The sequence below is a fragment of the Pantoea sp. Taur genome, from assembly GCF_009830025.1.
In the GTDB taxonomy this organism is placed as follows: Bacteria; Pseudomonadota; Gammaproteobacteria; order Enterobacterales; family Enterobacteriaceae; genus Pantoea; species Pantoea communis.
The window spans coordinates 44,158-69,815 of the sequence record NZ_SZZZ01000023.1 but is presented as its reverse complement, the minus strand read 5'-3'; the positions used below and the strand labels follow the sequence as shown (position 1 = coordinate 69,815).

Below are 25,658 nucleotides of genomic sequence, written 5' to 3'. Positions count from 1 at the left end.
TATCAGAGTAATGCGAGGTGCGACGCAGTTTTTTATGAAAAAGCGGACCGGCTGGTCTGACGAAAGTGTCGCTGATCAGCAACGAGATAGAGTGTGAAAAATTGATCCAATACAAATCAATAAATTAAATGTCACCATTTAGCGACACATCATTATCGTGTTTGTCGCTAATTTCCGACAATTTTGCGAGCCAGCCAAAGTAGGTCATGGCGTAATGGATTGATTGATTGAGTGAGTGAGTGAGTGAGTGAGTGAGTGAGTGAGTGAGTGAGTGAGTGAGTGAGTGAGTCTGGACCAGCCGGCCAAAAGAAAGGCCGCCTTGCGGCGGCCTCTGATGCAGTCGGCTAAATTAGCCCAGCTGCTTACGTGCGTTACGGAAGATACGCATCCACGGGCTGTCTTCGCCCCATTCTGCTGGGTGCCAGGAGTTGCTCACGGTGCGGAACACGCGCTCTGGGTGCGGCATCATAATGGTGACACGACCGCTTTCGTTGGTGACCGCAGAGATACCGTTCGGCGAGCCGTTCGGGTTGGCTGGGTAGTTTTCGGTCACTTTACCGAAGTTGTCCACAAAGCGCAGCGCCACCAGACCTTTGCTTTCCAGCTGAGCCAGATGTGCACCGTCACGAACTTCCACGAAGCCTTCACCGTGCGACACGGCAATTGGCATATGAGAACCGGCCATGCCGTCCAGCAGCAACGATGGGCTCGCAGCCACTTCAACCAGGCTGAAACGAGCTTCAAAGCGCTCAGACTGGTTACGTACGAAGCGCGGCCACAGTTCGCTGCCCGGAATCAGCTCACGCAGGTTCGACATCATCTGGCAGCCGTTACATACGCCCAGTGCCAGCGTCTGTGGACGGTGGAAGAAGTTTTCGAACTCGTCACGCACACGGCCGTTGAACAGAATCGACTTCGCCCAACCTTCACCGGCACCCAATACGTCACCGTAAGAGAAGCCACCGCACGCGACCAGCGCCTGGAACTCTTCCAGGCCACGGCGGCCCGCCAGCAGATCGCTCATGTGCACATCGACTGCGGTGAAACCAGCACGGTGGAAGGCAGCTGCCATCTCAACGTGGGAGTTCACGCCCTGCTCACGCAGCACGGCAACACGAGGACGCGCGCCTGTGGCGATCATCGGCGCAGCAACATCTTCCTCTGGCTTGAAGGTCAGATGAACGTTCAGGCCAGGATCGTTGTCGTCTTTCTTCGCTTCGTGCTCCTGATCGGCACAGGCAGGGTTGTCACGCAGACGCTGCATCTGCCAAGTGGTCTCTGCCCACCAGGTACGCAGCGTGGTACGGCTTTCGCTGTACACCGCGCTGTCGCCAGAGCGGATGACAAAGCGATCGCCCGGCAGCGCCTGACCAATCACATGCACATTGCTGCTCAGACCATGGTCGGCAAACACTTTCTCAACGGCTGCACGATCAGCGGCATTAATCTGGATCACTGCACCCAGCTCTTCGGTGAACAGTGCTGCCAGCGCATCGTTACCCAGCGCGGCGATATCGGCTTCGATACCGCAGTGACCGGTGAAAGCCATTTCTGCCAGTGTTACCAGCAGGCCGCCATCAGAACGGTCATGGTAAGCCAGCAGCTTCTGCTCGGCCACCAGCGCCTGAATGGCGTTGAAGAAACCTGCCAACTGCGATGCATCACGCACGTCGGCTGGCTTATCGCCTAACTGACGGTAAACCTGTGACAGCGCGGTAGCACCCAGGGTGTTTGCGCCGTTGCCCAAATCAATCAGCAACAGCAGGTTATCCTGGTCAGCTTGCAGTTGAGGCGTTACGGTGCGGCGCACATCTTCTACACGCGCAAAGGCGGTGATCACCAGCGACAGCGGCGAGGTCATCTCACGCTCTTCGGTGCCCTGCTGCCAGCGGGTTTTCATCGACATCGAGTCTTTGCCCACTGGAATCGTGATGCCCAGCGCCGGACACAGCTCTTCGCCAACCGCTTTCACTGCGGCATACAAACCGGCATCTTCGCCTGGGTGACCTGCTGCGGCCATCCAGTTTGCAGAGAGCTTCACGCGCTGCAGGGAACCAATGGAGGTGGCTGCCAGGTTGGTCAGCGCTTCACCGACCGCTAAACGGCCTGAGGCAGCGAAGTCCAGCAAGGCGACTGGAGCACGTTCGCCCAGTGAGAAGGCTTCGCCGTGATAGCTATCCAGGCTGGCGGTGGTCACTGCACAGTTCGCTACCGGGATCTGCCATGGGCCGACCATCTGGTCACGCGCCACCATACCGGTTACCGAACGGTCACCGATGGTAATCAGGAAGGTTTTCTCTGCCACAGTTGGCAGATGCAGTACGCGATTAACGGCGTCAGCCACGGTAATGCCGTCACGCACCAGCGCATCGCCTTTGGCCTGCTGAGTGGCAACATCACGCGTCATCTTCGGCGTTTTGCCCAACAGCACGTCCAGCGGCATGTCGATAGGGTTGTTATCGAAGTGGCTATCCGCCAGGTTCAGATGCAGCTCTTCGGTGGCTTCACCGATCACCGCATAAGGTGCACGCTCACGCTTACACAGCTCGTCAAACAGCGCCAGCTGAGCCGGTGCCACCGCCAGCACATAACGTTCCTGGGATTCATTACACCACACTTCCAGCGGGCTCATGCCTGGCTCATCGTTGAGGATGTCGCGCAGGTTGAAGTTACCGCCACGGCCACCATCACTCACCAGCTCTGGCATCGCGTTCGACAGACCGCCAGCACCGACGTCGTGGATGAACAGAATCGGGTTGGCTTCGCCCAGCTGCCAGCAACGGTCGATCACTTCCTGGCAGCGACGCTCCATTTCCGGGTTGTCACGCTGGACAGATGCAAAATCCAGATCCGCATCAGACTGACCAGAGGCCATTGAAGAGGCTGCTCCGCCGCCGAGGCCAATGTTCATCGCGGGTCCGCCGAGCACGATCAGTTTCGCGCCGACGACGATCTCACCCTTCTGCACGTGGTCAGCACGGATGTTACCAATACCGCCCGCCAGCATGATCGGCTTATGGTAGCCACGCAGTTCTGAGCCATTATGGCTGTTCACGCGCTCTTCATAAGTACGGAAGTATCCGTTCAGTGCAGGACGGCCAAATTCGTTGTTGAACGCTGCGCCGCCCAGTGGGCCTTCAGTCATGATATCCAGCGCGGTAACAATACGCTCCGGCTTACCAAAATCTTCTTCCCACGGCTGTTCAAAACCCGGAATACGCAGGTTGGAAACGGAGAAACCGACCAGGCCCGCTTTCGGCTTCGCGCCACGTCCTGTTGCGCCTTCATCACGGATTTCACCACCGGAACCGGTCGCAGCACCTGGCCACGGCGAAATCGCGGTCGGGTGGTTATGGGTTTCCACCTTCATCAGGATATGCGCCTCTTCCTGATGGAAGGTGTATTCGCCCTTCTGCGCATCGGCGTAGAAGCGGCCCACTTTTGAACCTTCCATCACCGCGGCGTTGTCTTTATAAGCAGACAGAACGTGCTCAGGATTGTGTTCAAAGGTGTTTTTGATCATTTTAAACAGCGACTTCGGCTGTTTTTCACCGTCGATAATCCAGTCGGCGTTGAAGATTTTATGACGGCAGTGCTCTGAGTTTGCCTGAGCAAACATATAGAGCTCGATGTCGTTCGGATTGCGGCCCAGTTTGGTGAAGGCATTCAGCAAATAGTCGATTTCGTCATCGGCCAGTGCCAGGCCCAGCGTGGTGTTGGCCTGTTCCAGTGCAATGCGACCGGCACCCAGCACATCAACGCTTTTCAGCGGCTGTGGTTCATGGTGTGCGAACAACTGCTGCGCATCATTCAGGTCACCGAACACGGTCTCCATCATGCGGTCATGCAGCAGGCTAGCCAGCTGTTGCCATTGCGCTTCCGTCAGCTGCGGCGCCTGCACATAGAAAGCCATACCGCGTTCGAGGCGGATAACCTGGGGCAGGTCGCAGTTGTGCGCGATATCGGTGGCTTTTGATGACCACGGAGAAATGGTGCCGGGACGCGGCGTCACCAGTAACAAACGCCCTTGTGGCGCGTGCTCGGCGAGAGAAGGACCGTATTTCAGCAGACGTTGCAGGCGGGCATGTTCATCCGCACTGAGCGGTGCACTGACATCGGCAAAATGGACGTACTCGGCGTAAATATCACTCACTGGCAGGTGAGCGTCCTGAAAGCGGGTCAGCAGTTTGTTTACACGAAATGCCGACAGAGCGGGCGAACCACGCAGAATTTCCATCATCAAAGATCTCTCGTCTTCGAAGCGCCGGGCGACGCTTCATTGGGCGCAACAGGGGAAAACGGGCGGTATTATAGAGAAACAGCACGGGTTACGAAACCGTTTGCGCATAAAATCTGGCACTCAGCATTTGGCTGAATTTTGCACAATTCTTGCTATATAAGTTGCCCTGCTGCACTTTGTTGCGCAAAATGCCCCTCGCTCTGGGAGTAAAAACAACACAAATACTGCCTTCAAAAGACAGAGGCCTGTGAGCCATTACGAGACAACTATTTGAAACGCCTGAAATTAAACTATCTGTTTATCGGTCTGATCACCGTGCTGCTTGCGCTGGCACTGTGGCCTTCCATCCCCTGGTACGGGGGCGGAAAAGACGCGTTATCACAGATTAAATCACGTGGAGTGCTGCGCATCAGTACCGTCAACTCCCCGCTGACTTACTACACCATCAATAATGCACCAGCCGGTATGGATTACGAGCTGGCGAAACGCTTCGCCGATTATCTTGGCGTCAAACTTGAGGTTACGGTGCGTCCGAACCTCGGCGATCTGTTTGACGATCTGGATGATGGTAAGGCGGATTTGCTCGCAGCTGGGCTGATCTACAACGGTGAACGCCTTGCCCACTATCAAAGTGGACCGAGCTACTACTCTGTTTCGCAGCAGTTGGTGTACCGCATTGATAAGCCACGGCCGAAGAATCTCGGCGATTTGAAAGGCCGCCTGATTGTGCAGTCCGGTTCGGCATATCTGTCAACTTTACGTTCCGCAAAAGCTGACAGCTATCCCGATCTCGATTGGGCGATTTCTACCGATCAGGGACAGAAAGCGCTGCTGGAAGCCGTCGCCGACGGCAAGCTGGATTACACCGTGGGCGATTCGGTCACCATCGGCTTATTGCAGCGCATCCATCCGCAGCTGGCCGTAGCATTCGACATCACCGATGAAGAACCGGTCACCTGGTATCTGCCACGCAATGATGATGACAGTCTGAATGCGGCAATGCTCGACTTCTACAGCCAGATGGGCGAAGAAGGCACAATGGCGCGCCTCGAAGAGAAGTATCTCGGTCACGTTGGCACTTTTGATTACGTGGATACCCGCACTTTCCTGCGCGCGATTGATAACACGTTGCCAGATATCAAACCGCTGTTTGAGAAATACGCGGCGAGCATGGACTGGCGTCTGCTGGCAGCCATCTCTTATCAGGAGTCGCACTGGAATCCGCAGGCGACCTCACCGACCGGCGTGCGCGGCATGATGATGTTGACGCGTAACACCGCTGACAGCCTCGACGTCAACGATCGCCTTGATCCTGAGCAGAGCATCCGTGGCGGCAGCGAATACCTGCAACGTATGATGGAGAAGGTGCCGGACACCATCCCTGATGATGAGCGCATCTGGTTTGCATTGGCGGCGTATAACATGGGCTATGCGCACATGCTGGATGCCCGCAAGCTGACGGCCAAACAAGGCGGTAATCCTGATAGCTGGGCCGATGTCAAACAGCGTCTGCCGATGCTGAGCCAGAAGCGTTATTACGCGCAAACCTCCTACGGTTACGCGCGCGGCCATGAAGCTTACAACTATGTCGAGAACATCCGTAAGTATCAGATCAGTCTGGTGGGATATCTGCAGGAGCAGGAGAAGCGCATCGCTCAGCAGTCGGCGCTGGAAGCCGAATTGGGCGCCGGTTACCCGGCGGTCGAACCTAAGATTGCGATGAACTAACCTTCGCGCTGCGCCTGACGCAGCGCTTTCTTTTGCTCGCGGCGCATGCGGAAGAAATCACTTAACATTCCGGCACACTCTTCTGCCAACACACCGCAATCAATCTGGATCTGATGATTCATGCCCGGATGGCCAATCACATCCATGAGCGAACCCGCTGCGCCGGTTTTCTCATCCTTTGCGCCATACACCAGTCGCGTAATCCGGCTGTGCACCATCGCACCGGCGCACATCACACAGGGCTCAAGGGTCACATACAAGGTGGTATCAAGCAGGCGATAGTTTTCGAGGATTTTGCCGCCCTGCCGCAGCGCCATGATTTCGGCATGCGCGGTCGGGTCGCACTGACCAATCGGTCGATTCCAGCCTTCGCCAATCACTTTATCGCCCTGCACTAATACCGCGCCCACCGGCACTTCGCCCTGTTCCCACGCGCGACGCGCCAGCTCCAGCGCACGGCGCATCCAATATTCATCAGTTTGTGGGTTCACCGGGCAGCTCCTGCGGATTTTAAGGCGGCGCATTATAGACGGAATCGCCGCATGATTCACTCCAGCTGTTGCAGCTCACCGCGAGGTGTCACCCGCCAGCGATGCTGGCAGAAGAACAGCAGCGGGTTATCCTGTTTACTGTCGCTGTAACCGCTGTAGAGTTGCAATGGTGTACCAATCTTCTCTTCGAGTTGAGCGACCTTCTCATGCCCGAGGCAACGCATGGCCAGCACGCGTCCCCCTAAACCGGGTTGCATCTGACTGGCAATCAGCTGTACGCGCGGCAGAAAGGCCGAATCGAAATAGACCTGCTCCACCAGTGATTGTGGTGAACCAGTGATCAGCCACACATCCGCATCATCGCTACTGAGATAATCGGTCAGACGTTGTTGCACCACCGGAAAAGCGGTGACGCGCTCGCGGAACCATGTCGCGAACGCGGCCTCACGCTGACGCAGGCGCAGCTCACTGTGGCCAAAAGTAATGGCCCACAGCAGTAAACTCATTGGCCAGCGTGCGGCGCGTCCTTTAAACAGCATTCCCAGGCCAATTACCGGCAACAGCGGCACCACCAGCAACAGGTTGATCGGCTGGCGTCGCAGCAGATAACGCATAAAGGTGCCAAACATGTCCTGCTGATGCAGCGTGCCATCAAGATCGAAAAACACCACGCGGCGTTGCGTACCCTTTGTCAAACTCCACTCCTTATCTTTCCTTTCTACGGCTTGCCCTACAGTGTAGCCAGCTTCAACGGCGGGGGCGAAAGCGGTCATTTTTAATTCCTGACGCCACAATGCCAGCTGAATAGTTTATTCTTTGTATCGGCGTGCTGTCATTAAAACCTGATGGTGCGAAAAGAGACTAAGCTCAAGCGGGATTAGATGGATTAAGGATCGAACATGAGTTCATTGCTGCGAATTCGCCAGCTCTATCCTCGACTGGCGCTAAATGAGCGTCGGCTGGCGGATTTTTTGCTGTCGCAGCCGGATCGGGCACGGCATCTGAGTTCACAAAAACTGGCTGAGGAATCGGGCGTCAGCCAGTCGAGCGTGGTGAAGTTTGCCCAGAAACTGGGCTATAAGGGATTTCCGGCGCTGAAACTGGCACTGAGTGAATCGCTGGCGGATCGCGACGCCATCACCGTGCACAATCATATTCTCAGCGACGATCCCCTCAAGGTGGTCGGCGAAAAATTACTGACTGAGAAGATTTCTGCTATTCGCGCCACGCTGGATATCAACAGCGAAGAGAAACTGCTGCAAACCCTGCAGCTGCTGAAGAACGCCAACCGCATTCTGCTTGTGGGCATCGGCGCTTCAGGGTTGGTGGCGAAAGATTTCTCGTGGAAGCTGATGAAGATTGGCATCAACGCGGTGGCTGAGCAGGATATGCATGCTTTACTGGCGAGCGTGCAAGCAATGGCGCCGGGCGATGTGCTGCTGGCGATTTCCTATACCGGTGAGCGGCGTGAAATTAACCTTGCGGCGCAGGAAGCGGCGCAGCTGGGTGTGGACGTACTGGCCTTTACCGGCTTTACCCCCAACTCACTGCAGCAGTGCGCTTCAATCTGCTTGTACACGGTTGCTGAAGAGCAAAGCACGCGCAGTGCCGCAATCTCATCCACCAGTGCACAACTGGCGCTGACGGATCTGCTGTTTATGGCATTGGTGCAGCACGATCCTGAACGCGCCTCAAGCCACATTCGACACAGCGAAGAGCTGGTGAAAAAACTGGTGTGATACAAAAAAGGCCGTTATTCGGCCTTTTTACTTTGCGAAGCAGAATCGTGACGACAGGCCTGGCGGCTCGCATGCTGCAAGTTATGCAGGCACTCATCGCATAAAGAGGCATCATCAGACATCCTACGCGCCAGCCACCCTCGCGCAACTCCACACTGAATGCATTGCTGCTTTAAAAACATTTCTTTCAACGAGTTAATTTTTATCATGGTGCTTACGACAAACATTTATGCGGATAATTACCGCACAAAATGGTAACTCGGAGTATTCCTAATTCCTATCTAACCTTTGATAAATTTTGCTTGAGTGACGCAATCCTCGCTTTGTTTGATCCCGCGCAATAAACCATGCGACCTTATAAGCCGGTTTTATGATAAGGTGCGCGCCTTCTTTATCAGGCTAACGGCGATCATGGCTTTACTCATTACGGCGAAATGCATCAATTGCGATATGTGCGAACCCGAATGCCCGAACCAGGCTATCAGCTTAGGTGAGATGATCTATGAGATTGATGTCGACCGCTGCACCGAGTGCGTAGGCCATTATGATGTGCCGACCTGCCAAAGCGTCTGCCCGATTGATAACACCATCATTTCTGACCCACAGCACCCGGAAACCCGTGAGGCGCTGTGGGAGAAATTTGTCGTGTTGCACCCTTAGTCTTCGATGATCACCGTTGCGCAGGCATAGTGACGCTCATCGGCCAGCGTGACATGCACATGCTTTACGCCCAACTGACTGGCAATCACTTTCGCTTGTTCGAAAAAGCGTAAGCCCGGTTTGCCCAGCGCATCGTTGTACACTTCGAATTGATTAAATGCCAGGCCACCGCGAATGCCGGTACCAAAGGCTTTGGCCGCCGCCTCTTTCACCGCAAAACGTTTGGCAAGAAAGCGCACCGGTTGCTGGTGTGCCTGATATTGCTGCCACTCGGCTTCGCTCAAAACGCGTCGAGCCAGTCGATCGCCGGATCGCTCAATCACACCAGCAATACGTTCGATTTCAACGATGTCACTGCCAAGTCCGAGAATCGCCATTAACGACGCGCTTCCCGCATCAGCTGCTTCATCTCTGACACCGCATCCGCCAGGCCACTGAACAGCGCACGGCCAATGATGGCGTGACCAATGTTTAGCTCATGCATCTCCGGCAGTTCAGCGATGGGTTGCACGTTGTGATACGTCAGACCGTGACCGGCGTTAACCTTCAAACCGAGGCTGGCTGCAAACGTGGCCGCTTTGCGAATGCGAGACAGCTCGGCTTCACGCTCCAGCCCTTCCGGTGCTTCCGCGTAGGCGCCGGTGTGGATCTCAATGTAGGGTGCGCCGCTGGCAACGGCCGCTTCAATCTGGCGATGATCGGCATCGATAAACAGCGACACCAGGATACCCGCTTCGCTCAGCAGGCGAACCGCTGCGTTGATTTTGTCCTGCTGACCCGCCACATCTAATCCGCCTTCGGTGGTCACTTCCTGGCGCTTTTCTGGCACCAGACACACGAAGTGCGGCTTGATGTCGCAGGCAATGTCGATCATCTCATCGGTTACCGCCATCTCCAGATTCATGCGCGTCTGGATGGTATCGCGCAGAATTCGCACATCGCGATCGGTGATATGACGACGATCTTCACGCAGGTGCACAGTGATGCCATCTGCGCCCGCCTGTTCAGAAACAAACGCAGCCTGGACTGGATCGGGATAATTCGTGCCACGTGCGTTACGTACGGTGGCGATGTGGTCAATGTTGACCCCTAACAGCAACTCAGCCATGACAATCCTTAAATAGGTTCAGTGTGTTTGCAGTGTACCGTGCTGAGCATATCAGGCGGTACGACCAGCGCTAGTCGTTTGCCACATCGGGCTTCTTTTTGGGCACAAACTGGCGAAACAGTTCCTGGCTCTTCAGCGGTTTACCGCCCAAATAAGGCTTGAGCGCCATACGCGTGAAGCGCTTGGCAGCACGCAGGCTGTCAGCATCGGGAAACTCGCGTTCCCACAGCGCACGCAACTGGCGACCGGTAAAACTGCGTTGGTTCACCACCAGGCTGGCGATAAACCCCTTCTCTTCACGATAACTGTACGTCATGCCGTCATCGATCTCTTCACCACTGCCCGCACAGTGCAGGAAATCCACGCCGTAACCCAGGTGGCCCAGCAGCGCCAGTTCAAAGCGACGCAGCGCCGGTTCAGGCGTGCCACTGCCTGCGGCCAGCATCTGGATGCAATGGAGATAGTCAAAGAAGAGGTCGGAGAAAGGAATTTCCTGCTCAAGCACGCGAGACAGCAGTTCGTTAACGTACAGCCCACAGTAGAGCGTGATACCACTGAGCGGTAAGGCCAGCGACACCGCTTCGGCGCTGCGCAGCGTTTTAACTTCGCCACGTCCACCCCAACGCACCAGCAGCGGCGTGAAGGGTTGGAGTGCACCTTTGAGTTGGGAACGGCGCGAGCGTGCGCCTTTGGCCAGGACGCGGACGCGCCCTTCGCTTTCGCTGAACAGATCGAGCAGGAGGCTGGTTTCGCTGTAAGGGCGACTATGCAGCACAAAGGCGCGTTGCCAGCCTTCCATCAATTATTCGTCTGTATAGCCCAGGCTGCGCAGTGCACGTTCGTCATCCGCCCAACCCGATTTCACTTTAACCCACAGTTCGAGATGCACTTTTGCTTCAAACATCTCTTCCATGTCTTTACGCGCTTCAATACCGATGGTTTTGATCTTGGCGCCTTTGTTGCCAATCACCATCTTCTTCTGCCCTTCGCGCTCGACGAGGATCAGACCGTTGATGTCATAGCCACCACGATCGTTAGAAACGAATTGTTCGATTTCTACGGTCACTGAGTAAGGCAGTTCCGCACCGAGGAAGCGCATCAGTTTTTCACGGATGATCTCAGACGCCATGAAGCGCTGTGAACGATCGGTGATGTAATCTTCCGGGAAGTGATGGTCAGATTTCGGCAGGCATTTACGCGCGATAGCGGCAATGGCATCAACGTTCTTACCGCTTTCTGCCGAGATCGGTACAATCTCAAGGAAATTCATCTGCTGGCTCAGGAACTGCAGGTGTGGCAGCAGAATGGTTTTATCCTGAATGTTATCGACCTTGTTAACCGCCAGCACCACCGGCACTTTGCCGTCGCGCAGCTTGTTCAAGACCATTTCGTCGTCCGGCGTCCAGCGGGTGCCTTCAACAACAAAAATCACCAGCTCCACATCACCAATTGAGCTGCTGGCAGCACGGTTCATCAGGCGGTTAATCGCCCGCTTCTCTTCCATGTGCAGCCCGGGAGTATCCACGTAGATCGCCTGATAAGCGCCTTCAGTGTGAATACCCATGATGCGGTGACGCGTGGTTTGCGGTTTACGCGAGGTGATCGACACTTTCTGCCCCAGTAATTGGTTCAGTAAGGTGGATTTGCCGACGTTAGGTCGGCCGACAATCGCGATAAAGCCGCTGTGTGTTTCGATTTCGCTCATTCGAGTCCTGACTTGGGCAGCGTCGCTGTCGACGCTGCGATATGACTATGTATTTTATTCGAGACCAAGCTTAATTAATGCCTGTTCAGCGGCAGCTTGCTCTGCTTTACGGCGGCTGGAACCTACACCCACCACCGGTTCTGCCATGCCACTCACCTGACAGTGAATGGTGAATTCCTGATCGTGGGCTTCGCCACGCACCTGCACCACCAGATAAGAAGGCAGCGGCAGGTGACGCCCTTGCAGAAACTCCTGCAGACGCGTTTTTGGATCTTTTTGCTTATCACCCGGGCTGATTTCATCAAGGCGATTTTGGTACCAATCGAGAATCAGTTTCTCAACGGTTTGAATGTTGCTGTCGAGGAAGATACCGCCAATCAGCGCTTCAACCGTATCAGCAAGAATCGATTCGCGACGGAAACCGCCACTCTTCAGCTCGCCCGGTCCAAGACGTAAACATTCTCCAAGTTCAAACTCACGCGCCATCTCTGCCAGGGTATTGCCCCGTACCAGCGTAGCGCGCATGCGGCTCATGTCACCTTCATCCACACGCGGGAAGCGGTGATAAAGCGCATTGGCAATCACATAGCTGAGAATGGAATCGCCAAGAAACTCAAGACGTTCATTGTGCTTACTGCTGGCACTGCGGTGAGTCAATGCTTGCTGCAGTAGTTCCGGATGAGTAAAAGTGTAGCCCAGTTTGCGCTGCAGCTTGTTAATAAGGATGGGGTTCATGCGATTCCAGTTATTCTGTGCGTCTGTAACTCTGCATACGAAACAGGGCTGAGCTTCCAACACGTTCTGTTTCGTTTGCAGTGGCCCCCCGAAAGAGGCCAACCGTGTTGCCCACCGCAGTGGGCATAATGCTTAGTGGATTCCGCCGATGCGACTTAAGCGCACGCCCGTTGGCCACTGTCCTTCTTGTTTCTCAAAGCTCATCCAGATAGCCACCGCTTTACCGACCAGATTCTTCTCAGGCACAAAGCCCCAGTAGCGGCTGTCGGCGCTGTTATCGCGGTTATCGCCCATCATGAAATATTGCCCTTCCGGCACGATCCATGTGGATTGCGGCTGACCCGGCTGCTGATAATACATGCTTGCCTGGCTCTGCGCTTCGTTTACTAACAGGATATCGTGCGTCACCGTGCCCAACGTCTCTTTACGTGTTCCCAGACGCAGGCCGCCCTTCATGGTTTCGCCCTGTGGTGCTTCAAAGAAGCCGTTACCGGTTTCATTGCCATCAAAGCCGCTGAAGGTTTGAATGAAGCGGCTTGGCTCCACGTTGGTATAGGTGATCGGCAACGCGGTATCGCATTTGCCCGTGCCACAACCCGGGTTAACCGTCAGCGTTTTACTGTAAGGATCAAACACCACTTTGTCGCCCGGCAGACCGATCACACGTTTAATGTAATCGACGCTCGGATCTTTCGGGTATTTAAACACCGCCACATCACCACGCTGCGGATGACCCGTTGGGATCAGCGTGGTTTGAGTAATCGGATCTTTGATTCCGTAAGCAAACTTCTCCACCAGAATAAAATCACCAATCAGCAACGTCGGCATCATGGAACCTGATGGGATCTGGAACGGCTCAAAAATAAATGAGCGAACGATCAGTACCACTGCCAGCACCGGGAACACCGATGCCGCCGTTTCTACCCAGCCTGGCTGAGCCGCCACTTTGGCCAGCGTTTTGCCGTCCAATGTGTTGCCCGCCTGCGCTTGTGCAGCTGCCTGCTTAGCACGACGCGCCGGAGCCCACTTAAAGCGATCGATACACCAGATAACACCCGTTATAAGCGTGGCGATCACCAGAATCAGGGCGAACATATTAGCCATTAAAGTTCCTTATTTGCTGTCTTTACCGACATGCAGAATGGCAAGGAATGCTTCCTGCGGCAGCTCAACGTTGCCGACCTGCTTCATTCGCTTCTTACCGTCTTTCTGCTTCTGCAACAGTTTCTTCTTACGGCTCACGTCACCGCCATAGCATTTCGCCAGGACGTTTTTACGCAGCTGCTTGACCGTTGAGCGAGCGATAATGTGGTTGCCGATTGCCGCCTGAATCGCAATATCGAACTGCTGACGTGGGATCAGATCTTTCATCTTCTCCACAAGGTCGCGGCCACGATACTGAGAGTTATCACGGTGGGTAATCAGCGCCAGCGCATCAACACGTTCTGAGTTAATCATCACGTCGACACGCACCATGTCAGAGGCCTGGAAACGTTTAAAGTTATAGTCCAGCGATGCATAGCCGCGAGACGTTGATTTCAGACGGTCGAAGAAGTCGAGTACCACTTCTGCCATCGGGATTTCATAGGTCAGCGCAACCTGTTTACCGTGGTAAACCATGTTGGTCTGCACACCGCGTTTCTCAATACACAGGGTGATCACGTTGCCGAGGAATTCCTGCGGCAGCAGCATATGACACTCGGCGATCGGTTCGCGCAGTTCTTCAATATTGTTCAGCGGTGGCAGCTTCGAAGGGCTGTCAACATAGACTGTCTGGCCGTCGGTGGTGATGACTTCATAAACTACCGTTGGCGCTGTAGTAATCAGGTCGAGATCGTATTCACGCTCCAGACGTTCCTGAATGATCTCCATGTGCAGCAGACCCAGGAAGCCGATGCGGAAGCCGAAGCCCAGCGCCGTTGAGCTTTCTGGCTCATAGAACAGTGAGGCATCGTTGAGGCTCAGTTTGCCCAGCGCATCACGGAACGCTTCATAGTCATCAGAGCTGATCGGGAACAGGCCAGCATATACCTGTGGCTTCACTTTCTTAAAGCCTGGCAGGACATGTTCAGCAGGATTGCGTTGCAGCGTCAGGGTGTCACCGACTGGCGCGCCCATGATGTCTTTGATAGCGCAAACCAACCAGCCTACTTCACCGCAGTTCAGTTCATTACGGTCAACCTGTTTCGGTGTAAAGATACCTAAGCGATCAGCGTTATAGGTCTGACCGGTGCTCATCACCTTCACTTTGTCGCCTTTACGCAGCGTACCGTTCTTGATACGAATCAGTGACACAACGCCCAGGTAGTTATCGAACCATGAGTCGATGATCAGCGCCTGCAGTGGGCCTTCCGGATCACCTTCCGGTGGTGGGATATCACGCACCAGACGCTCAAGCACATCCGGAACGCCAACGCCGGTTTTCGCCGAGCAGCGCACGGCATCAGCCGCATCAATACCAACGATATCTTCAATCTCTTCCGCCACGCGCTCAGGATCGGCCGCAGGCAAGTCGATTTTGTTCAGAACCGGTACCACTTCCAGATCCATTTCCATTGCGGTGTAGCAGTTCGCCAGCGTCTGTGCTTCAACGCCCTGACCTGCATCGACCACCAGCAAAGCCCCTTCACAAGCCGCTAAAGAGCGGGAAACTTCATAGGAGAAGTCAACGTGGCCGGGAGTATCGATAAAATTGAGCTGGTAAGTTTCACCGTTCAGCGCTTTGTAATCGAGCGTGACGCTTTGCGCTTTGATGGTAATGCCGCGCTCGCGCTCCAGATCCATAGAATCCAGAACCTGCGCCGCCATCTCACGATCGCTGAGGCCACCACAAATCTGAATCAAGCGGTCAGAGAGCGTTGATTTGCCGTGGTCGATGTGTGCGATGATGGAGAAATTTCGTATGTGCTTCATTTATATGAATATCTTCACGTAAAAAATCAGTGGAAAACTTGAGCACAGACACATTCAGGAAAGTGAGCTTTACCCGGAATCCTGTCAGCCTCATTAATGACGACGCATATTACACTGTTAACGCCGCGCGTTAAAGAATGGAACTGTGGGGAATCGCAACAGATTTCAGCGGGTAAGCCTAAATGAAAAAGCCGCGCATTGCGCGGCCCTGGCAGGGATCAACCTTCATTTTCTACGCGTATGGCATCGGGCGGTAACGCAACGCTGAGGATGATCGGCTGAAAGGCTTCCCGATGACCGAACACGCTGGAAACCCCTTTAGCCACAATAAAGCCACCGATGCCGCCTAACAGCGCACCGCATGCCGCCGCCAGATCGCTGTGGAACAGCATCTGAAACAGACCTGCGACTAAAAACAGGCCAAGCAGCGGCGTCATGTAAACCAGCAGCGCTGAACCTAACAGGCTGCTTTCACGAATGCCCAATTCAATGCGCTGCCCGGGCTGTAAAGGCTCCGGGCTGGCAATGGTCATCACATGGGCATTTTTCGGCCCAAGCTGGTTGAGCGCGTGGCTACCGCAGCCTTTGCGGGCTGAGCAGCTGTTACAGGAGGTTTTCGCTTCCGAGTGCAGCGTGGCAATGCCTTTTTCCCACGCCACCACGGTGGCCCATTCTCTCATCATTTTTGTGCACCTGAATCTATGCTGTCCGCAATACGTTTGGCCGTTGCAGGAGGTAACTCACCCACCACGGTAATTTCACGATTATCGCGCACTTCTGTCTGCACCGTACGACGCCCAGTGCGCAATGACTGCGGCACACTGCTTTTATCGGCAGGCGTAATGTTGATAGCAAAGCTAAATAAGCCATCGCTGTACAGACGAGATTCTACGGTTTTATTCATGGCTGGCATATCGCGGCGACTCTGCGAAATCAGTGTCATACCCGCTGGCAACCAACCAGGCTGCCAGCTGAGCTGCACTTTATCGCCCGCCGGTAATGACAGCGTTGGCGGCAGATTGGCTTTTTCCAACCCCTGCATCAGATTACGTACGCCTTCATCCACCGCAAAGCTGATGACACGGAACTGCTCCAGCGTTTCACCATCACGATCCAGCAAATCAATGCGTAGCGGCAATTTAGTATCAACATCCAGCCACACTACATAGCTGTAGCGCGTGCCATCACGCGACACGATGCGCACCACTTCGCACATTTGATCGGCCATACGTGAACGTCCTACCGGAATAAAATCGTAGGCATCACCAAGGCGGGAGAAATCAGCAAACATCAATGCAGGCAGCGCATCAATAATGTGATTGCCCGGTAGCGAGAAGGGATCAAGCCCTGGCTCGAAGTAGCTGATGTCATTGCCACGTTGAATCACTTCACGACGCGGCCCATCCATCTGCAACAGTTGGGCAAAGATACGATTATCGATAACTGCATGACGATAGCGCAGAGATTCAATGCCAAGACGAGAAACATTGATGTAGGCGAATTCGTAGTTGAGGTTCTGGCTTGCCTGCTCCATCTGCTGTAACAACGCCCCGGAAGCAGATGTCTGCGCCGGGGCGGTGGAGGACCAAAGCAGGCTGCCTGCCAGCAGGCTAACGGCACACCAAAGTTGCTTCATTACTGCTGTTGAGTTCCTAACGACTGATTTCCGGGAACGTTAGCTTGCGCCTGCTGTGGATCATTCTTTTCATCGAACTGGACCTGATCAGCATGCAGACGGCGTTGCAGTTCATAGTCCTGCAGCATGGCATTCACACGACGACGCTGTTCCTGCACCTGCTGGTTAGAGCTGTTGGTGTCAAACGCGTCAGAAGGGACGCCAAGACTGACAGGAGAAGCTTTACCCATCATCGGCAGCGTATTAAACGCTGGAGAGTCTGAGGTTTCCGTTGCACTGCTGCCAGGCTGAGTATTGTAGTGCTGAACACCCACAATCACGGCCAGCGAGACACAGGCAGCCACACCAATCTGCGCCAGTTGTGCAGTCCAGGTGCCGCCACGGCGCCAGAACGGCATTTTCTCCCAGCGTGATGGCTCAGGCTGCGCTTCAGGAATCAGCGGAGTCACTTTACGCAATGGCTCATTTTCAATGGCCGCTGCAACGCGTGCGGAGATATCAAAATGCAGCACTTCACCGACATCACCTCGTAAGGTGTCGCGGATTAGATGGTAGCTCTCCCAGCTTTTTTGAAGATCTGCATCCTTCGACAACGACGCCAGCAGCTCGTTATCGAGAGTTTCACCATCCATTAAAGCGGAAAGTTTTTCTTTCTGCATGCTTTGGTACCCTTCCAGTAGCCGTTATCACTGACGTTGGATAAGCGGTTGAACTTTATTATCAATGGCCTCTCGGGCACGGAAGATACGCGAACGAACCGTACCCACCGGGCAATCCATGATGGCGGCAATCTCTTCGTAACTTAAACCATCCAACTCCCTTAGGGTGATGGCCATACGCAGATCTTCGGGAAGCGCCTCAATGGTCCGAAAAACAATTTGTTTCAGTTCCTCTGACAACATTAAGTTCTCAGGGTTCGAAATTTCTTTTAATGCTCCCGCACTTTCGAAATTTTCTGCATCGATAGCATCCACATCGCTGGATGGCGGACGACGCCCCTGAGCCACTAAATAGTTTTTTGCTGTATTCACCGCAATGCGGTACAGCCATGTATAAAAGGCGCTATCGCCACGGAAAGATTCCAGTGCGCGATACGCTTTAATAAAGGATTCCTGAACCACATCAGGCACATCGCCTGAAGGGACATAACGTGAAACCAGGCTCGCCACTTTATGCTGGTATCGAATCACCAGTAAATTAAATGACTTTTGATCTCCCTTCTGAACCCGCTCAACGAGAACCTGATCCGTTAACTGCTCGCTCATCCGAGGTAATGTCTCCCCAAATCTCTTTTTATGCGTAAGTGAACTGCCAGCACATCTCATTGTTCTGAGCAAGCATGCGCTTAGAGTCATATGTTGGCCTGAAGTTCACCACGACCAGATATTTTCCGTATCGGAACCACGACATCATTGTTGTTGATTGTCTTTCAGTGTAGCGACTGGCTACGCCGTTGGCGTCATTTGCGGCACCGATAATCGCTGGGAGAGTACCCTATGACGCCCTAATTTTCACCTTTATTACCTGAATTTTCAGAGTGTTTGGTATAAAAAACACGATGTGCTTATTTTCGGACATAACTTACTGAAATCGCGTGATTATGTCGCCGCTCTGGATAATTTTACCGCGTAATTTGTTCAAAATACTTCACAGGACCGGCTTCCAGGCTTATGCTCGGGAAACCTTTTGTTTAGTAAATTAAACACCATGACATCGAATCCTGATTACCAATGTGATGTGTTAATTGTGGGTAGCGGTGCTGCAGGCCTCTCTCTGGCGCTGCGACTGGCACCCTATTACCAGGTGACAGTGTTAAGCAAAGCACAGGTGAACGAAGGTTCGACGCTGTATGCCCAGGGCGGTATCGCCGCGGTGTTTGATGAAACAGACAGCATTGAATCTCACGTCGAAGACACATTAATTGCCGGTGCAGGCTTATGTGAGCGCGAAACCGTTAGCTTTATCGCCAGCAATGCGCGCCATTGCGTGCAGTGGTTGATTGATAACGGCGTGGCCTTCGACAAGGAACCACAAGGTGACGGCGAAGCGCGTTACCATCTGACGCGCGAAGGTGGTCACAGCCATCGTCGAATCCTGCACAGCGCCGATGCCACTGGCCACGCGGTGGAAACCACGCTGGTGAGCCAGGCGCTGAGCCATCCCAACATCCGTATTATTGAACGCACTAACGCCGTTGATTTAATTCTTTCCGACAAACTGGGGCTGCCGGGCAAGCGTCGGGTGGTGGGCGCGTGGATCTGGAACCGCAATCGCGAACAGGTGGAAACCTGTCGTGCTCGTGCGGTGGTACTGGCCACTGGCGGTGCAGCAAAAGTGTATCAGTACACCACCAACCCGGATGTGGCCTCTGGTGATGGTATTGCGATGGCATGGCGTGCTGGCTGCCGTGTCGCCAATCTGGAATTCAATCAGTTCCACCCCACCTGTTTATTCCATCCTCAGGCACAGAACTTTTTGCTCACGGAAGCGTTGCGCGGCGAAGGCGCATGGTTGCTGCGCCCGGATGGTACCCGTTTTATGCCTGATTTTGACGAGCGCGCCGAACTGGCCCCGCGCGATATCGTGGCTCGTGCCATCGATCATGAAATGAAACGTCTGGGTGTCGATTGCATGTATCTGGATATCAGCCACCAGCCAGAGAGTTTTGTCCGCGCGCACTTCCCGATGATCTACGAGAAATTGCTGACCTTCGGACTGGACCTGACAAAACAGCCAATTCCCATCGTTCCTGCCGCCCACTACACCTGCGGCGGCGTGATGGTGGATCAGCAGGGCCGCACCGATGTTGATGGGCTATATGCCATTGGCGAGGTGAGCTATACCGGCCTGCACGGTGCCAATCGTATGGCATCGAATTCTTTGCTGGAGTGTCTGGTGTATGGCTGGTCTGCGGCAGAAGACATGATTCGCCGCTTGCCGGATGTTGCCGCCGTCGAGCAACTGCCGGCCTGGGATGAAAGCCGGGTCGATGACGCGGACGAACGCGTAGTGATTCAGCACAACTGGCATGAACTGCGCCTGTTCATGTGGGATTACATGGGAATTGTGCGCACCACCAAAAGGCTTGAGCGCGCACTGCGCAGAATTAATTTACTACAGCAGGAGATCGATGAGTATTACGCGCATTTCCGCCTCTCCAATAACCTGCTGGAGTTACGCAATCTGGTGCAGGTGGCGGAGTTGATGGTGCGCTGTGCGCTGGAACGCAAAGAGAGCCGTGGCCTGCACTATACGCCTGATTATCCCGATCAACTCCCGGAAGCTTTACCGACTCAACTCCAGCCAGAGCATTATCGGAACAGATAGAAATCACTCACCAGACTCAGCCAGTCAGCCGAATAGCTCTTATCTTCATCACGAATGGCGAGACGTTCCAGCAACGTTTCGCCTGCCGTGGGCGAGAAACCTAACACTAGACGATTCGGCGGACGATGCGCGTAAGCCGCCACGTCGTAGCGATATCGCAGATGCCAGCCTTCAGCCAGCGCCAGCGGGATGAGATTTTCTCCCGCATCCTCGGGCAGCACCACGCAAAAAATCCCCTCTTCTTCAATTAGCTGAGCGGCACAGCGCAATAGCGTGGGATGATCCAGGGTGGTGGTACTGCGCGCGCTATCACGCTCTGCGCTGGCTGACGCCGTTCCCGGCGCAAAAAAAGGTGGATTGCTGACGATCAGGGAGTAGCGTTTTTCCGATTGCTCGCTCCAGCTGACGATGTCCTGTTGATGTACAGTGATGCGATCGGCCCAGGGAGAAGCCTGCACGTTTTCCTCAGCCTGGCTAGCCGCACTGGCTTCCAGCTCGACGGCATCCAGCATCACCTGTTGTGGCGTACGCTGTGCCAGCATCAGCGCAATCAATCCGCTGCCGCAGCCAATATCCAGAATTCGTCGCGCGCCTGCAACTGGCGCCCAGGCACCCAGTAACACGCCATCGGTGCCGACTTTCATCGCACAGCGGTCATGCGCCACGAAAAATTGCTTAAAGGTAAAACCATCTTTTCTTAACATTGCCCGCGTCTGCGGCTGGTCCTGAGACATACTTCACTACCGTTGAATTATCTACTGCGGGGAGTGTAACGTGGTCGTGAGGGGAATTCACCTTCACCTGCTGCACACAAACAGATGAAGATTATGTCTGTTCTGTCTATAATCAGCGCCCCAAACTGAGGTAGACCATGACCGTAACCACATTCTCCGAACTCGAACTCGACGAAAGCCTGCTGCAAGCGCTGCAGGAAAAAGGTTTCACGCGCCCCACTGCCATTCAGGCTGAGACCATTCCTGCCGCGCTGGAAGGCCGTGACGTTCTGGGTTCGGCGCCAACCGGAACGGGGAAAACCGCTGCTTTTCTGCTGCCCGCTTTACAGCATCTGCTCGACTTCCCACGCAAAAAATCGGGCCCGCCACGTATTTTGATCCTCACGCCAACCCGCGAACTGGCGATGCAGGTTGCCGATCACGCACGTGAGTTGGCTAAACACACGCACCTGGATATCGCTACCATCACCGGTGGTGTGGCTTATATGAACCACGCCGAAGTGTTCAGCGAAAACCAGGACATCGTGGTGGCCACTACCGGTCGCCTGCTGCAGTACATCAAAGAAGAAAACTTTGACTGCCGCGCCGTAGAAACGCTGATTCTGGATGAAGCCGACCGCATGGTCGATATGGGCTTCGCGCAGGATATTGAAACCATCGCGGCGGAAACCCGCTGGCGCAAACAGACGTTGCTGTTCTCCGCCACGCTGGAAGGCGAGAACATCAAAGATTTTGCCGAGCGTCTGCTGAACGATCCGGTATCAATTGAAGCGGATCCCAGCAAAAGCGAACGCAAGAAGATTCAACAGTGGTTTTATCGTGCTGACAACCTTGAGCACAAAACCAAGCTGCTGGTGCACCTGTTAAAACAGCCTGAAGCCAAGCGCGTGGTGGTGTTTGTGCGTAAGCGTGAGCGCCTGCATGAACTGGTGACCTGGCTGCACGAAGCCGGCATTCGTACCAGCTATCTTGAAGGTGAGATGGTGCAGGTAAACCGCAATGAAGCGATTAAGCGTATAAACGAAAATCGCGTCAACGTGATGATTGCGACCGATGTTGCGGCACGCGGAATCGACATTGATGACGTCACTCACGTCATCAACTATGACCTGCCTCTTACTGCCGATATCTACTTGCACCGCATTGGTCGTACGGCGCGAGCTGGACGTAAAGGCACGGCGATTTCGTTGGTAGAGGCACATGATCATGTGCTGCTGGGTAAAATTACCCGTTATATCAACGAGCCGATTAAAGCGCGCATCATCGAAGAGTTGCGTCCGGAATCGCGTGCGCCGAGTGCTAAAGTCACGGGTAAACCGTCAAAAAAAGCCCTTGCGAAGCGTAAAGAGCGCAAAGAGAAAGAAGCTGAAAAACCGCGTGTTAAACAACGTCATCGCGACACCAAAAATGTCGGTAAACGTCGTAAGGCCAGCGGCAGCAGCACACCAGAGAGCGGTGCAGAATAAATCAGCACGCACTCAATAAAGCGCCTCTGATGAGGCCTTTTTTTTATCTTTAGCCTGCCAAAATAACGCTTCGGTTATATTTTTGCTGTGAATCCCCTTTCCGGCATTCCCTTTCAGGATCGATAAAGACAAAAAAGCCGCGCCTAAGGGTATCGGCGCGGCCTGTATTGCTGTGTGACTTTTCGTCAGCCGATCAATTACAGACTTTCAGTGAAAGTACGGGTAATCACATCGCGCTGCTGTTCAGGGGTAAGCGCATTAAAGCGCACCGCATAACCAGACACACGAATGGTCAGCTGCGGATATTTTTCCGGATGCTTAACCGCATCTTCTAAGGTTTCGCGACGCAGCACGTTGACGTTCAGGTGCTGGCCACCCTCAATACGCACCTCGGGTTTCTGCTCCAGCGGGATTTCACGGTAAGCAATGTCGCCCAGATCGCTAATAGCAACGATCTGATCTTCCGTGAAATCGCCTTTTGCGCACAGGCAACGGGCTTCCGCTTTCTCATCATCCAGCAACCAGAATGAGTTCAGCAGTTGTGGGTTATTGGCCTGAGTAATTTGAATACCGGTAATCATAGTGACCTCCAGGGCTTTAGTGCGCGATGTTTCCTATCACGCGGTGTATCCATTGATCTGACACATTGATATACCACTGAGGATTTGCCACCGTTTTGACCTGTATCAATTATGCTGGCAAGCGAAGTGCGCTTTATCGCTAACAAATTGATTTACAACCATTACGTATGAAAACTTTTTCTGTATTTTTTCAAATTATTTTTACCCTTCTGCTGCCGTGTCCGACACGTTAAGCTAGGCGCAAATTTTTGCAGGGAGTTAACGATGGCTGAGAAGCTGACCTGGCACGACGTGCTGGCTGAAGAGAAAGAAAAACCTTACTTCGTCGAAACCTTAAAAGCGGTAGCTAACGAACGTGCCGCAGGTGTGACCGTGTATCCGCCGCAAAAAGACGTGTTCAATGCCTTCCGTCTGACGGAACTGGGCGACATTAAGGTGGTGATTCTGGGCCAGGATCCCTATCACGGCCCGAATCAGGCGCACGGTCTGGCGTTCTCCGTGCTTCCCGGCGTGCCCACGCCTCCTTCACTGCTGAATATGTACAAAGAATTGGAGCAGGATATTGCGGGCTTTACGCGCCCACAGCACGGCTTCCTCGAAAGCTGGGCCACACAAGGTGTGATGCTGCTGAACACGGTGCTCACGGTAGAAGCCAGCAAAGCGCATTCCCACGCGCGATTCGGCTGGGAAACCTTTACGGACAATGTTATAAGCGCGATCAATCAACATCGTGAAGGCGTGATTTTCCTGCTGTGGGGTTCGCATGCGCAGAAGAAAGGCAGCATTATCGATACGCAACGCCACCATGTTTTGAAAGCGCCGCATCCCTCACCGCTTTCCGCCCATCGCGGCTTTTTTGGCAGTAAGCACTTCTCGCAGGCGAACGCGCTGTTAATCCAGTCGGGCCAGACGCCCATCGACTGGATGCCTGTCCTGCCTTAGAAATAAAAACGGCCGCAATCAGCGGCCGTTTTTGTATTCAGCAGGGTAATTAGCCTTTGGCTTTGGTTACTGCCACCATCGCTGGGCGCAACAGGCGACCATTGAGGGTATAACCACGCTGCATCACCATCAGTACATGGTTCGGTGCCATGTCTTCTGATTCAATCATCGACATCGCCTGATGCACATCCGGGTTGAATGGCACGTTGGTTTCACCGACCACTTCAACACCATACTTACGCACGGCACCCAGCAGGGATTTCAGCGTCAGTTCGATGCCTTCAATCATCGAAGCCAGTTCGGTGTTCTCTTTATCAGCCACTTCCAGCGCGCGCTCGAGGCTATCAATCACTGGCAGCAGTTCGTTGGCAAATTTTTCCAGCGCAAACTTGTGCGCTTTTTCCACATCCATTTCGGCACGGCGACGGATGTTCTCAATCTCCGCCTGAGCGCGCAGCTGTGCTTCACGCACGCCACCTTGCGACTGGGCTAATTCCGCTTCCAGTTGCGCGATACGCTCATCACGCGGATCCACCTCAGTTGCCGTCTCTGCGTCCACGTGCTGCTGATCCTGTTGAATTTCGTCTGAGACTTGCTCGTTAGGGGTGTTCTGTTCTTTACTACTCATGAATTTCTCCGCGTTTTGCACATTCATCTCGCTGGTTGGCTTATTATGGGGATCAGTTTGACGGTTTCAAGTGAACCCATCACATTGCCTGGCCGTTTTGGCTTATGAGGAACACGCGCTAAATGAACAAACACTTTAACTGCATTGGGATTGTCGGCCATCCGCGCCATCCTACTGCGTTAACCACCCATGAAATGCTCTGGCGCTGGCTGACAGCAAAAGGCTATGAGGTGATCGTCGAGCAGCAGATTGCGCGCGAATTGAACCTGAAAGATGTGGAAACCGGCAGCCTGGCGGAAATCGGCCAACGTGCAGATTTAGCCGTGGTAGTGGGCGGTGATGGCAATATGCTGGGCGCCGCACGCGTGCTGGCACGTTATGACATCAAAGTGATTGGGATTAACCGCGGTAATCTCGGTTTTCTCACCGACCTCGATCCCGATAACGCACAGCAACAGCTGGATGATGTGCTGCAAGGCGAATACTTTGTCGAAAGCCGTTTCCTGCTGGAGGCGCAGGTGTGCAAAGAAGCGTGCTCACCGCGGATTGGAAGTGCCATTAATGAAGTGGTGCTGCATCCAGGAAAAGTGGCACACATGATTGAATTCGAGGTGTATATCGATGAAGTTTTTGCCTTTTCCCAGCGTTCGGATGGCTTAATCATCTCGACGCCCACCGGTTCTACCGCCTATTCCCTCTCAGCGGGCGGCCCGATTCTGACGCCATCACTGGATGCCATCGCCATTGTGCCCATGTTCCCGCACACACTTTCTGCCCGCCCGCTGGTGATCAACAGCAGCAGCACCATTCGACTGCGTTTCTCATCTCTGCGTAGCGACCTGGAGATCAGCTGCGATAGCCAGATTGCGCTGCCTATTCAGGAAGGAGAAGATGTGTTGATTCGCCGTAGCGCGCATCATCTCAACCTGATCCATCCTAAAAATTACAATTATTTTAATACGTTAAGCTCAAAACTGGGCTGGTCAAAAAAATTGTTCTGAAAATCACCGCCAGCCACTTTACTG

General features: G+C 54.0%; 24 protein-coding genes. 7 read left to right on the top strand and 17 right to left on the bottom strand.

All coding sequences use genetic code 11. The features are described from left to right. Positions 1 to 349: 349 nt before the first annotated feature. Complete coding sequence (purL, locus tag FD744_RS22280; RefSeq protein ID WP_160869453.1) at positions 350 to 4,240, bottom strand: phosphoribosylformylglycinamidine synthase; 3,891 nt, start codon at positions 4,238 to 4,240, stop codon at positions 350 to 352. A gap of 270 nt (positions 4,241 to 4,510) precedes the next feature. Between purL and mltF the strand changes: the two genes are divergently transcribed. After that, the gene (gene mltF, locus FD744_RS22275; RefSeq protein WP_160869451.1) at positions 4,511 to 5,968 is read left to right on the top strand and encodes a membrane-bound lytic murein transglycosylase MltF; all 1,458 of its coding nucleotides are present in this window, start codon (positions 4,511 to 4,513) and stop codon (positions 5,966 to 5,968) included. Here the strand turns inward: mltF and tadA are convergent. Together tadA and yfhb are read right to left on the bottom strand one after the other, a co-directional pair. Further along, on the bottom strand, positions 5,965 to 6,492 hold the full coding sequence (gene tadA / locus FD744_RS22270) for a tRNA adenosine(34) deaminase TadA (RefSeq protein WP_160869449.1): 528 nt from the start codon (positions 6,490 to 6,492) through the stop codon (positions 5,965 to 5,967). The genes mltF and tadA overlap by 4 nt on opposite strands. A gap of 23 nt (positions 6,493 to 6,515) precedes the next feature. Then, a complete protein-coding gene (gene yfhb, locus FD744_RS22265; protein WP_058959159.1) occupies positions 6,516 to 7,154 on the bottom strand; it encodes a phosphatidylglycerophosphatase C in 639 nt (212 codons plus the stop codon). Positions 7,155 to 7,358: 204 nt separating this feature from the next. Here yfhb and FD744_RS22260 point away from each other — a divergent pair, with 204 nt between their 5' ends. Together FD744_RS22260 and FD744_RS22255 are read left to right on the top strand one after the other, a co-directional pair. Next, positions 7,359 to 8,198: a MurR/RpiR family transcriptional regulator gene (locus tag FD744_RS22260; protein WP_160869447.1), complete on the top strand. Its 840-nt coding sequence runs from the start codon at positions 7,359 to 7,361 to the stop codon at positions 8,196 to 8,198. 411 nt (positions 8,199 to 8,609) lie between these two features. After that, positions 8,610 to 8,858 carry a YfhL family 4Fe-4S dicluster ferredoxin gene (locus FD744_RS22255; protein ID WP_034825627.1) on the top strand — a complete coding sequence of 83 codons (249 nt, stop codon included), beginning with the start codon at positions 8,610 to 8,612 and terminating at the stop codon, positions 8,856 to 8,858. Here the strand turns inward: FD744_RS22255 and acpS are convergent. From acpS to rpoE, 11 genes are all read right to left on the bottom strand, one after another. Next, positions 8,855 to 9,235, bottom strand: a complete 381-nt coding sequence (gene acpS / locus FD744_RS22250; RefSeq protein ID WP_034825626.1) for a holo-ACP synthase — start codon at positions 9,233 to 9,235, stop codon at positions 8,855 to 8,857. The genes FD744_RS22255 and acpS overlap by 4 nt on opposite strands. Then, on the bottom strand, positions 9,235 to 9,966 hold the full coding sequence (gene pdxJ, locus FD744_RS22245; protein WP_034825624.1) for a pyridoxine 5'-phosphate synthase: 732 nt from the start codon (positions 9,964 to 9,966) through the stop codon (positions 9,235 to 9,237). The genes acpS and pdxJ overlap by 1 nt, the downstream gene beginning before the upstream one ends. Before the next feature lie 70 nt (positions 9,967 to 10,036). Next, positions 10,037 to 10,765 (bottom strand): DNA repair protein RecO, encoded by a 729-nt coding sequence (recO, locus tag FD744_RS22240; protein ID WP_034825622.1) that lies wholly within the window; start codon positions 10,763 to 10,765, stop codon positions 10,037 to 10,039. Between the two features lie 3 nt (positions 10,766 to 10,768). Beyond that, on the bottom strand, positions 10,769 to 11,671 hold the full coding sequence (gene era, locus FD744_RS22235) for a GTPase Era (RefSeq protein ID WP_034825620.1): 903 nt from the start codon (positions 11,669 to 11,671) through the stop codon (positions 10,769 to 10,771). 54 nt (positions 11,672 to 11,725) lie between these two features. Then, positions 11,726 to 12,406: a ribonuclease III gene (rnc, locus tag FD744_RS22230; protein ID WP_034825618.1), complete on the bottom strand. Its 681-nt coding sequence runs from the start codon at positions 12,404 to 12,406 to the stop codon at positions 11,726 to 11,728. 132 nt (positions 12,407 to 12,538) lie between these two features. Beyond that, on the bottom strand, positions 12,539 to 13,510 hold the full coding sequence (gene lepB, locus FD744_RS22225; protein ID WP_034825616.1) for a signal peptidase I: 972 nt from the start codon (positions 13,508 to 13,510) through the stop codon (positions 12,539 to 12,541). 9 nt (positions 13,511 to 13,519) lie between these two features. Then, a complete protein-coding gene (gene lepA, locus FD744_RS22220) occupies positions 13,520 to 15,319 on the bottom strand; it encodes a translation elongation factor 4 (RefSeq protein ID WP_034825613.1) in 1,800 nt (599 codons plus the stop codon). Positions 15,320 to 15,537: 218 nt separating this feature from the next. Beyond that, on the bottom strand, positions 15,538 to 16,002 hold the full coding sequence (gene rseC, locus FD744_RS22215; protein ID WP_160869445.1) for a SoxR-reducing system protein RseC: 465 nt from the start codon (positions 16,000 to 16,002) through the stop codon (positions 15,538 to 15,540). Continuing rightward, complete coding sequence (rseB, locus tag FD744_RS22210; RefSeq protein WP_034825608.1) at positions 15,999 to 16,955, bottom strand: sigma-E factor regulatory protein RseB; 957 nt, start codon at positions 16,953 to 16,955, stop codon at positions 15,999 to 16,001. The genes rseC and rseB overlap by 4 nt, the downstream gene beginning before the upstream one ends. Further along, complete coding sequence (gene rseA / locus FD744_RS22205) at positions 16,955 to 17,614, bottom strand: anti-sigma-E factor RseA (protein WP_034825605.1); 660 nt, start codon at positions 17,612 to 17,614, stop codon at positions 16,955 to 16,957. Before rseA ends, rseB begins: the two co-directional genes overlap by 1 nt. A gap of 27 nt (positions 17,615 to 17,641) precedes the next feature. Next, positions 17,642 to 18,220 carry an RNA polymerase sigma factor RpoE gene (gene rpoE, locus FD744_RS22200; RefSeq protein WP_038645348.1) on the bottom strand — a complete coding sequence of 193 codons (579 nt, stop codon included), beginning with the start codon at positions 18,218 to 18,220 and terminating at the stop codon, positions 17,642 to 17,644. Positions 18,221 to 18,662: 442 nt separating this feature from the next. Here rpoE and nadB point away from each other — a divergent pair, with 442 nt between their 5' ends. After that, positions 18,663 to 20,282, top strand: coding sequence for an L-aspartate oxidase (gene nadB, locus FD744_RS22195; RefSeq protein WP_160869468.1), 1,620 nt, complete (start codon positions 18,663 to 18,665; stop codon positions 20,280 to 20,282). On the opposite strand, the gene FD744_RS22190 is transcribed toward nadB, so the two are convergent. Next, the gene (locus FD744_RS22190; protein WP_058959164.1) at positions 20,267 to 21,016 is read right to left on the bottom strand and encodes a tRNA1(Val) (adenine(37)-N6)-methyltransferase; all 750 of its coding nucleotides are present in this window, start codon (positions 21,014 to 21,016) and stop codon (positions 20,267 to 20,269) included. The two genes, nadB and FD744_RS22190, sit on opposite strands and share 16 nt — an antisense overlap. A 137-nt stretch (positions 21,017 to 21,153) precedes the next feature. Between FD744_RS22190 and srmB the strand changes: the two genes are divergently transcribed. Beyond that, positions 21,154 to 22,482: an ATP-dependent RNA helicase SrmB gene (gene srmB / locus FD744_RS22185; RefSeq protein ID WP_034825597.1), complete on the top strand. Its 1,329-nt coding sequence runs from the start codon at positions 21,154 to 21,156 to the stop codon at positions 22,480 to 22,482. 197 nt (positions 22,483 to 22,679) lie between these two features. Here srmB and grcA read toward each other — a convergent pair whose 3' ends face one another. Beyond that, the gene (gene grcA / locus FD744_RS22180) at positions 22,680 to 23,063 is read right to left on the bottom strand and encodes an autonomous glycyl radical cofactor GrcA (RefSeq protein ID WP_038645342.1); all 384 of its coding nucleotides are present in this window, start codon (positions 23,061 to 23,063) and stop codon (positions 22,680 to 22,682) included. Between the two features lie 264 nt (positions 23,064 to 23,327). Here grcA and ung point away from each other — a divergent pair, with 264 nt between their 5' ends. Next, complete coding sequence (ung, locus tag FD744_RS22175; RefSeq protein WP_160869443.1) at positions 23,328 to 24,005, top strand: uracil-DNA glycosylase; 678 nt, start codon at positions 23,328 to 23,330, stop codon at positions 24,003 to 24,005. Between the two features lie 49 nt (positions 24,006 to 24,054). On the opposite strand, the gene grpE is transcribed toward ung, so the two are convergent. Beyond that, complete coding sequence (grpE, locus tag FD744_RS22170; RefSeq protein WP_034825591.1) at positions 24,055 to 24,633, bottom strand: nucleotide exchange factor GrpE; 579 nt, start codon at positions 24,631 to 24,633, stop codon at positions 24,055 to 24,057. Between the two features lie 122 nt (positions 24,634 to 24,755). Here grpE and nadK point away from each other — a divergent pair, with 122 nt between their 5' ends. After that, the gene (gene nadK / locus FD744_RS22165; protein ID WP_034825588.1) at positions 24,756 to 25,634 is read left to right on the top strand and encodes an NAD(+) kinase; all 879 of its coding nucleotides are present in this window, start codon (positions 24,756 to 24,758) and stop codon (positions 25,632 to 25,634) included. The last annotated feature ends 24 nt before the right edge of the window (positions 25,635 to 25,658 follow it).